The organism is Pseudomonas wayambapalatensis, assembly GCF_049942315.1.
Lineage (GTDB): Bacteria > Pseudomonadota > Gammaproteobacteria > Pseudomonadales > Pseudomonadaceae > Aquipseudomonas > Aquipseudomonas wayambapalatensis.
On sequence record NZ_JBNFMU010000024.1, the window covers coordinates 1 to 9,261 of the forward strand.

Annotated in this window: 5 protein-coding genes; 1 reads left to right on the forward strand and 4 read right to left on the reverse strand. The window is 59.3% G+C overall.

The window, feature by feature from the left end; translation table 11 throughout:
* Positions 1 to 179: 179 nt before the first annotated feature.
* Positions 180 to 2,948: an RHS repeat domain-containing protein gene (locus ACPZMI_RS00365; protein WP_426351439.1), complete on the reverse strand. Its 2,769-nt coding sequence runs from the start codon at positions 2,946 to 2,948 to the stop codon at positions 180 to 182.
* Positions 2,949 to 3,503: 555 nt separating this feature from the next.
* Between ACPZMI_RS00365 and ACPZMI_RS00370 the strand changes: the two genes are divergently transcribed.
* Positions 3,504 to 4,625, forward strand: coding sequence for a mechanosensitive ion channel family protein (locus ACPZMI_RS00370; protein WP_186669698.1), 1,122 nt, complete (start codon positions 3,504 to 3,506; stop codon positions 4,623 to 4,625).
* Positions 4,626 to 4,640: 15 nt separating this feature from the next.
* Here the strand turns inward: ACPZMI_RS00370 and ACPZMI_RS00375 are convergent, their stop codons facing one another.
* The 3 genes from ACPZMI_RS00375 to ACPZMI_RS00385 form a co-directional block, all read right to left on the reverse strand.
* The gene (locus ACPZMI_RS00375; RefSeq protein WP_426351440.1) at positions 4,641 to 5,141 is read right to left on the reverse strand and encodes a hypothetical protein; all 501 of its coding nucleotides are present in this window, start codon (positions 5,139 to 5,141) and stop codon (positions 4,641 to 4,643) included.
* 18 nt (positions 5,142 to 5,159) lie between these two features.
* Positions 5,160 to 8,768 carry a type VI secretion system membrane subunit TssM gene (gene tssM, locus ACPZMI_RS00380; RefSeq protein WP_426351441.1) on the reverse strand — a complete coding sequence of 1,203 codons (3,609 nt, stop codon included), beginning with the start codon at positions 8,766 to 8,768 and terminating at the stop codon, positions 5,160 to 5,162.
* Positions 8,768 to 9,261, reverse strand: a 494-nt coding sequence (locus ACPZMI_RS00385) for a type VI secretion system domain-containing protein (protein ID WP_426351442.1), incomplete at its 5' end; no start/stop codon positions are given. The genes tssM and ACPZMI_RS00385, both read right to left, overlap by 1 nt.

Consider the following 9,261-nt stretch of genomic DNA (forward strand, 5'->3'; position numbering starts at 1 on the left):
CGATCTACTAGGCTCTGTATGAAAAACCTTGATACTCGGTGATGCTGCGTTGAAAACAGCCTGGTGCGCCAGCCCGGTCGGAATGCTCATTTACAACCCGTAAAGTCGAGCGCGACTCCGACCGTTCCTCGGCTGTTTTCGCCTGCCTGACATTCGTCTCAAGACGTTTCATACAGAGCCTAGATCGAATGACGACGCAGATGTTTCTGCGAAAAGCGTACACCCGAGGCCTTCATGCCAGACCCGCTTATATTCTGACTGTGCCGAAGCGGCGTCTGCTCCATCGCTCGATGCGCTAGAGCGGTAACATCATGTCCGAGCGTGGGCTGAACCTGAAGACCCTTGGGTTTTACGTAAACAGCGATCATAACGGTCTCCCGCGAGCCCGGGCTTTGATCGGATTTATCCACTCTCTCGACGCCTGTGGCCTCCATCCCGAACGCCTCCAGTATGCGCTGCGTGGATTTCCCATTCCCTGGGCTTTCCAGAAAACGTCGGGTAAGCAACGTCCGTTGCTCGGACACAGACAGGCATTTTTCTTCGTCTCTCAAGGTCATGGCTTCACGCGCTTCTTTATTTAAAACATTGTAACGAAGTATCACCTCAGGCAATTGTCCAAAGAACCCATTTTTAGACGCAACCAGCGAATATTGTTTAAGAACCACATCAGAGGCGAAGCTCTTCGAGCCAGGCGCACGGTAGTTACGCACCATCATCCACATATGAGGCTTGTACTTATTGGTAAATTCAAAATCCTTATCTTTTGTGTCCAGGTACACAGACCTTACTGTATATCCATCAGAAAAAACCCTGTGCCTGAGCTCGCGAGTCCTCTCCGCCCCCTGCTGAACCTGACTGCGCACTTTCTCAAGCATCGTTTCTGATGCCGGGTAGCCTGAACGCTCCTGAGCGAAATATTCAAAAGGTTTAGAAAGTTCAACCGAGTCGATCTTATTTCGACCATACTTGTCGAAATACCTGACCGGTGAGTTACCTGACATACAAAACAGATTGAGACCGTCACTCAACCCGCCTGGATCGGCACTCAACCAACGACCAAACAGCGCCTGATAATAACGCCAGCCGTAGTAATAGAGTCCTGAAGCATCGAGTTCCTTGCCAGCATGGCGCTGAGTGCGTTGAATCAAGCGAGAAACTTCGATTGCCGCTTCATCGAGCGCGACCGTTCCGCCGTATGGTGCATATTCCTCGCGTGAGACGACGTTGCCTTCAGCATCCGTTTCTCCCCCGCAACTACCCAGATGATCGGTGAATGAATAGCGCAGGAAGCTGTCTCGTGTCAGGCGGTCCTCGACCCAGCGCGCCTGCATCAAGTCGGAGATGTGAATATCAACCTGCGGAACAATTTGATTGTCATGAAACCTCTGGCGCCGCTCACAACCTCCGGCATAGGTGGTCACCGTAAAGCGCCTCCCGTGCGCAATGGCCACGCTGTGAACCTTGCGTGTGCGTGTTCCGCCATCGGCATAGTGATAGCGTTCGTTGTCAGTTTCGTGTGCATTCGTCCGAACAACCAGGTCCACCTGCGCCAACTGGTTGTCGGCCTGCCAGCTCAGCGTACGTCCATCGGCCATTTTTTTTTGCAGGCCGCCCGAGAAGAATCCCGTATCCGGCGTCAGACAATGATCCTGCGGCAATGCTCGGTTGCAACGTGCAGACACTACAAGGTGCCGGGTACGCGCACCGAAACCGGCGTCATGATTAATGTGGGTCAGGTTGTCACCGTCGTCATACCTGTAAGCCTCCGTATACCTGCGCCATACCACACTCCCAGCACTGACTTGCGTCGGGCCGCGGTTGACTGCACGGCGCTCCCGTCCTGTTGCCGACAGTAACCTATACAACGTGTCATAACGGTACTCGCGCAGACCGCTAATGCGTTCGTTGCGAAACCACGTAGCTGCGCAGCTCTGATCATCGATTTGAACAATATTGCCCACTGGGTCGTAGGTATAGAGCAGATCGACGATGACCTGCGCGCCTAGAGAATGGTCTTGGGCGCGCGCGGTAGTATGCCGATCCAGGTAGTGCGTCCTCGGATCATAACTGTAGGTGTCGACAACGCCATTGCCCATCGTTTGAGACAGCGTCGTGCCATCGGCACGACGTCGAACGCTGGCCAGCACTCGCAGCGCTCTATCACCATGGCGCAGACTCGTATGGCTTACCGCCCCAGCGATGTCGTAGATAGTCAGAGTCGTTACACCCGCCGCATTGGTCTGCGCTAATTGAAGTCCCACTGCGTCATGAATCGCGGTAACCGTCAGAACCTCGGTCTCAAGGTCGTCTGCGCTAGCTCCTGACCAGTCTGGCAAAGACGCCTGGCGATGTAACAGCCGTTGTCGTGTGTCGAGCACGTGACCTGTCAGTGCCATCGAATACGTCTGCTGGACACCGGCATTGTCACACCGGGTCGTGATACTGCCCACCAGATTACGCTGACGCTGAGTTTGATCGACTGAGGCATAAACGAATGCTTCGCGGATGCGTGCGGCACTTGCGCTAGGTTGTTCGACCAGCGCGAGCTTGCGTCCGCCAACAGCAGCGGCCTCGTACAGCGTACGATTTGTAGTGCCCTGTGCGTTGTATTTCCAAAGCGGACGCGCCTCCACGTCGGTCAACGTCAAAGCGGCATCGGCGTCTACGGTGTGCGTCAGCAAGGGCTTGCCGCACAAGGCGCTGACTGTACACGCATCAGCAATGATTCGATCTTCAGTGTCTTTGAGAGGACGACTTCCAAACAGACGTATGGTTCGCTCAGCGGGGCTCGACTCGGAGCGAGACAGTAGCAAACGAACAGGGCTATCGCGGTGCTGGTAGTTCGGTTGGCGGAGCAGGCGCAACACCCGGCCCATGAACCCGCCACTGCTGCGCACCGTCACTTGGGGGGTGCCTTGGTTCAACGCCGCCCACTCATGCCGCTCCATAATCCTTCCTTGCGAATTCCATATCGGTGATAAACCAGAACATGCCCTCACTCTAATGCTCAATGACGAGCAGCAAAACTGACAAAACTGTCAGTCGCGTTCAGGCCATGATGGCTGTGAAAAACCGGATTACATGGAAAGCAGCAGCCCTCATGGCAGCCTTGCGCAGTCGCTATTTGGACCTACTGGGGTTATCCGTATCCCCAGCAGAGGCGTGTGGGAACGAAAGCATTAGGCTCTGTATGAAAAGTCTTGGGACGAATGTCAGGCAAGGCGAAAACAGCCGAGGAACGGTCGGAGTCGCGCTCGACTTTACGGGTTGTAAATGAGCATTCGACCGGGCTGGCGCACCAGGCTGTTTTCAACGCAGCATCACCGAGTATCAAGGCTTCTCATACAGAGCCTAGGCCTCGCGACAGCTGCGCGGGCCTACAGGACAAAGCGCAGAATTGTGCCGCTGTGCAAATCCAATTAAACCCTCACCCACCTCCCCCTTCTAAACAGGTTGTGCCCACGGCACACCCTGCAATCAACAACACCTCGGAGGGGGACCCGATGGACGAACGATTTCTGCAGTTGCTGACCACCACCACGGTATTCGGCATCTCCATCCTCAACCTGCTGCTGGCACTGACGGTGACGGTGATCACCTTCCTGGTGACGCGCTGGGCGCTGAGTTTCCTCAAGCGCCGTGCCCGCCAGTGGTCCAGCCATGACGGGCAGCTCAGCAGGCTCATCACCCAGGTACTCGAAGGCACCAGCAACTTCCTGCTGATGCTCGCCTCGCTGCTGGTCGGCCTTGGCGTGCTGGACCTGCCGGAACGCTGGCTGGACCGGGTCGGCAGCCTGTGGTTCGTGGTCGCTGCGTTGCAGATCGGCCTGTGGGCCAACCGCGCCATCGCCCTCGGCCTGACCCGCTACTTCGCCCGCCACGACACCGGCAATGCCTACCGCGGCAGCGCGTTGGCGACCCTGTCGGGCTGGGGCGCGCGGGTGCTGTTGTGGTCGGTGGTGCTGCTGGCGATGCTGTCGAACCTGGGCGTGAACATCACCGCCTTCGTCGCCAGCCTTGGCGTTGGCGGCATCGCCGTGGCGCTGGCGGTGCAGAATGTGCTGGGCGACCTGTTCGCCTCGCTGTCGATTGCCGTCGACAAACCGTTCGAGGTCGGCGACTTCATCGTCATCGGCTCGCTCGCTGGCACCGTGGAGAACATCGGCCTGAAGACCACGCGCATCCGCAGCCTCGGCGGCGAGCAGATCGTCATGGCCAACGCCGGTATGATCAGCAGCACCATCCAGAACTACAAGCGCCTGCAGGAACGGCGCATCGTCTTCGAGTTCGGCCTGTCGTACGACACGCCCACCGAGGCGGTGAAAAAGGCCCCGGCGATCGTCGAGGAGTCGATCAAGGCCCAGGGCCAGGTGCGCTTCGACCGCGCCCACCTGCGCGGCTTCGGCAAGGAGGCGTTGGAGTTCGAAGCGGTCTACATCGTGCTCGACCCGGGCTACAACCTGTACATGGACATCCAGCAGGCGATCAACTTCCAGTTGCTCGAACGCTTCTCCAAGGTCGGCGCCAAGTTTGCCGTCGGCGCGCGCTCGATCAAGGTGACAGGCTTGCCGGAGGCTTCGAACCAGCTTACTCATGTCAGGGGACGGGACTCGCAGGGGAACTGAACGCCGCCCCCGGCGCTACAGCCGCACCCCGCACATCCCGGCAATGATCGCCAGCGCAATGGCCGCGCAGGCGATCACGCCACTGCGCCAGATCAGACGCACTGCCCGAGCCTGTAAACCGTGCGCCTGCATCACCATGCGCAGCCCAAGCAGCAGGTGCAGCAGTACCAGGAACACACCCAGGGCGTAGTGCGGCACCAGGCGCATGTTCCAGGGATCGAGCAGCACGCGCGCGCTCCAACGCCAGGCCAGATGCAGGCCGCTGACCACCTGGAAGACGAATGCCAGTACCAGCAGCGGTTCAATGAAGCCCGCCCGGTAAAGGGTACGGCCAAGGTCCATGACCTGAGCGTGCAGCTCGGGCCCGACCAGCCCGGTCAGATGATTGGCCAGGTGGAACAGCACGTACAGGCACAGAATCGCACCACTCACACCGTGGGCCACGCGCCAGCACACCAGCACCGCCATCAGTGGTACGGTCAGCGTGCTGCGGTTGCCCAGACGTTCGAGCAGCATCGCTCCAGCTGGCGTCGCTTATAGCCGGGCCTGCTTAGTTGGCTCCAGCTTGGGCGACTGCTGCAACAATCCTCGTGGCAACTGGAAACCTTTGAAAGGCTCTTGCGTTATAGGGTTGAAGGCCTTCTCCGCGTTGAGTCGATAGCGCATCACGCCGTCACCGGTCCGGAAGCTCAAGTCCACGCTGGTCGCTGTGCGTCCATTGAGCGAGCCACGGCTGAGCAAGCGGAACATCGACCAAGGCCCGCGGTATTCCAAGCTGCTACTGTTGCCGTTCTGCCTGAGCAAGGTCAGGTTGCTACGCACGTGCTGCCCCAGAGTATTAGGCCAGACGATACCGGTGATCTGGCGCGGACCATGGGTGTAGGAAATCAGCTGGCCATCGAGGTCCAGCAGGCTGGTACGCTGGTTAGCGCTGAGCCCCAGCGGCTCGATGCTGAACTGTACGCTCAGGTTGCCGCGCTGATCGAAGAAGGTTTCGCGGATGCGATCTGCTCGCTCCAACTGTTCGATCACATCGCTGCGAATCAACGACCGCCCTTGCTGGCCAGCCTGCAGGGCTTCGAGATTGTCCTTCAGGAAAACACGCAGGTACTGATCGTTGAACTGCTTCAGCCGTCCCTTCGGCCCGAAGAAGGCTTCAAAGTCGTCCAGCGAAGCATCGGGTGCCCGCACCACGAAGGGGTAACGCCCAGCCAGGCGCTGCTGGAAGAAGCTGTACACCTCGGCATCCCAGCGCCGCTCTAGTTCGCGCAGGGCTTCGATGTTGAGCACTTGTGCCGTTTGATCGGCCACTTTTCTAACCTGGTGGTTGATTGGCTCTGGCAAGCCGGTGGCTACGCGTTGCAAGGTGCCGATCGGATCGGGCCCTGTCATCGAGAAGCGCTGAAGTACTGCCTGGAGTGCTGCTTTGCCTCTGTCCGGACTGTCCTGCACTGCCTTGGCGTAATCATGAACAGCGGCAATGGCAGCAAGGGTTTCATCGTAATAGCTGGGCTTTTCACCCGTTGCCTGCAACATCGCGCTCAGCCCGGCAAAGGCACGCTGAATAGCCCACGCCTGTTGTTGCTCGGACTTGCGGGTTGTCGGTCGCAACGCCTCAGCCTGCGCAACTGCATCTGCGTCCACAGCAGATGACAGCGAAGTATTGACCCTCACCGTATCCAATAGCCGATGCAGCGGTGCGGCTGGGCCGGTGAACTGCTGAAGCACCTCAACCCCATGATCCAGATCGCGGAAGTCGGCCACCGAGAAAGCATTCAAGGCACGCCGCCAACTGTCGATGAAATCGGCGCTGTACAAATTGCGCAGCCGCTCACCCAGCGCCTCTCGGTCTGCATCCGAGTAGTCGAGCTGGCCGCGCTCGCCCAGTGCCCACTCGTCGACCATGGCCATTTCGGCGAACCGCTGGCTACGCGGTTCGAAGTATTCTCTGAAGCCCTTGGCCGTAAGCATGGGTGCTACCAACACACTTTCACCATGCCTGACACCGACAGGCGACTGATACACCACGTCGAAGGTCGGCCCGACCTGTTGACGCAGGTCCAGGCCTGTAGGCAACTGCTCCCCCGCCTGCTGCTTGAGGCTCGCATAGACCCGCTCTGGCAGCGGCGCCTTGCGTAAAATCTGCTGCACCTCGGCGATTCGCTGGTTGTATTGCGGCAGTTCGGTATCGGCATACGCCATCGCGTACTTCAGATGCCGCATGAGGTCGCGTTGCAGTTGGCCCTGGCCAGGAAATTTTTGCTGCCACTGGCGAGCCATCCACTCCTCGACCCATTCGGATCGGCGGTTCTGGCGATCCTCCAGCATCCGGTATATCCGCAGGGCAGCCATCTGCTGTTCACTACCTGGCGGGGCCGCATCCATGGCATCGACTACCCCACTGGCCAAGGCCGGCAGGAAGCGTTTCGAGAGCAAACTAAGGTAAGCCTCATCGACACGCGGACCGATGGCACGCCCCTGATACAAACCTAAATCAGCCACACCCGGCCATGCGCCACGGTAGTCGCCAAATACCGACACCGCGTCGCGGATCTGATCCAGCGGCTCCAGCAGGTTGCGCCCGGTCGGGTCCAGTCGCTGGTCCACTTCGTGATGACTGTACTCCCGACTTTTGGCGAGCACGTTGGCGGCCTTGGCACCATTGATATCGAAGTAGCGTTGCCAACTGGCGATGGCGACAAGAAAAGCCAGTGCGCCCACACCCGTGCCAACCCAGAGCAACTGCCGCTTGCTACGCGCCACTCTGATGTTGTCCCCGGCAAGCCCGGCTTCCTGATAGATGACGCGCCTGAAGGCATGCTGGATGAAGTAGACCAGAGCCTTGCCTTGGACCTTACCCTCGCGCAGCGGAAGTTTTGTCTTGTAGGGCTGGGCAGCCTCGCGAACGAATGCATTGAGCATGTCGCCTTGCTGCACTACCGAAGACCAGTACACACCACGCACCAGCGCAGGCGTGGTGAAACGGTCACTTGCCAGTGCTTCTTGCAGGAATCTCAGTAGTATCGGGCGCAGCCCAACCAGCTGGGCATGCAATGAGAAGAGACGCGCCCGCAGTGATGCATCGCCCAATGTATCGAGTCGGTCCAGCACCTGCTCAAACAACTGGCTGGTCAACCGATCGTAGTGATCGCCATACTCGTCCAGCCAGGCGTCGAACGTTCCAATTGCATCCAGCTTGAAGGTGAAGCCCAGCATCTTTTCCCGCGCCGCAGCGGGAAGCCCGGCGTAAAGCTGATCGAAACCATCCAGTAGATCGAACTTGCTCAGTACCACATACAGCGGCAGGCGTGAGCCCAGTTGGCTGCTCACCTCGTACAGCCGCGCGCGCAAGACATGCGCCAGCGCGACACGTTGCTCAGGTGTGCCGTGCAACAGTGCAGGCAGATCGACAACCAGCAGCACACCGTTGAGGGGTCTCTGGCTTCGGTTGCGCAGCAGCCAGTCCAGTAGGTGCTGCCACAATCTGGCCGAAGTGGTGGGAGGTACTGGCACTGCGTCTGCTTCCTCGGCAGGCGAAGCGACCCCAGCCCCCTGGCTGATAAAAGCGCCTGGCGGATCGATGATCACCGCATCGTTGCTGATCCACCAACCGATCGGATAGGTCAGTGCTTGCACTGGTCGGCCACGCGCCCGTGCCTTGTCGATGCGAGTCAGAGAGAAACTTTGTTCGGTACGGTCGAGGAAGTTGGTCTTGCCTGCATGCTGGTCGCCCACTACCAGATACCAGGGCAGTCGGTACAACGCTCGTCGCCCACCGGCATTGTGTAGAAATCGCGAAAGCCCTTGGTCCAATGCCTTCTCTTGCGCTTGAACGAACGGCAACGTTTGATCCAGTTCGACGGCTGCTGCCTGATTGCGCTCTGCCTGCAGATGGCGAAAACGCCTGCGCAACACCACGAGCCAGCACACCAGGGGTATCAGCACAAGCACCAGGCTTGCCAGCCCTCGATGGGCAATGCTGGCCAACGGTCGCTGCTCGCGCCACGTCCATTGCGGACCGAGCCACCAGATGGCAACGAGCATCAGCACAGCAGCCAGCACGAGCAGCAGCGGCATCGCCAGGCCAATGCGCGTCACCAGCGGCAAGCCCCTGCGTTTGAGTTGCTTCCATAATTGCTTCATCAAGATTCCTGCTCCTTGCTCCGTTCAACCAGCAACTGGGGGGCGGCATATTGCTGAAGCCGCTGAAAAACCTCCGGCTCCCAGGCGCTGGCAGTGGTGTGCTGCATCGTCCGGGCAACGCTCGCGCACAGGTCCTGCGCCAGCCAGGACACCCCCCGCGCAGCCAGCAAGTCAGCAGCGATCACCGTGGTATGGCAGCGCTCCCGAGGCGTTCGCAGATCGGCCTGCATCCCTTGCAGCCTGAGCAGAACCGGTTCGACGCCACCGACTTCCAGTTGGCCGGTCAACTCTTCACGCAAGCTTGCAAACTCCTGAGCGCCTGCACCCTGATCGGATTGCCCTTGGGATCCCTTGAGCCAGGCCAGGCATTGGTCATCCACGAATACCCGGCCGTCGCTGAAACACAATTGCTGCAACGCTGGCATGCGCAGCACAAACCGCGCGGTGGCAGCGCGAATGGCCTCGGCCACTTCGCCCATCGCCAACCGGGTTG

Bases quoted from the DNA above. Each gene is read 5' to 3' on its own strand.
- ACPZMI_RS00365 (WP_426351439.1), bottom strand. From the start codon at position 2,948: ATGGAGCGGCATGAGTGGGCGGCGTTGAACCAAGGCACCCCCCAAGTG.
- ACPZMI_RS00370 (WP_186669698.1), top strand. From the start codon at position 3,504: ATGGACGAACGATTTCTGCAGTTGCTGACCACCACCACGGTATTCGGC.
- ACPZMI_RS00375 (WP_426351440.1), bottom strand. From the start codon at position 5,141: ATGCTGCTCGAACGTCTGGGCAACCGCAGCACGCTGACCGTACCACTG.
- tssM (WP_426351441.1), bottom strand. From the start codon at position 8,768: ATGAAGCAATTATGGAAGCAACTCAAACGCAGGGGCTTGCCGCTGGTG.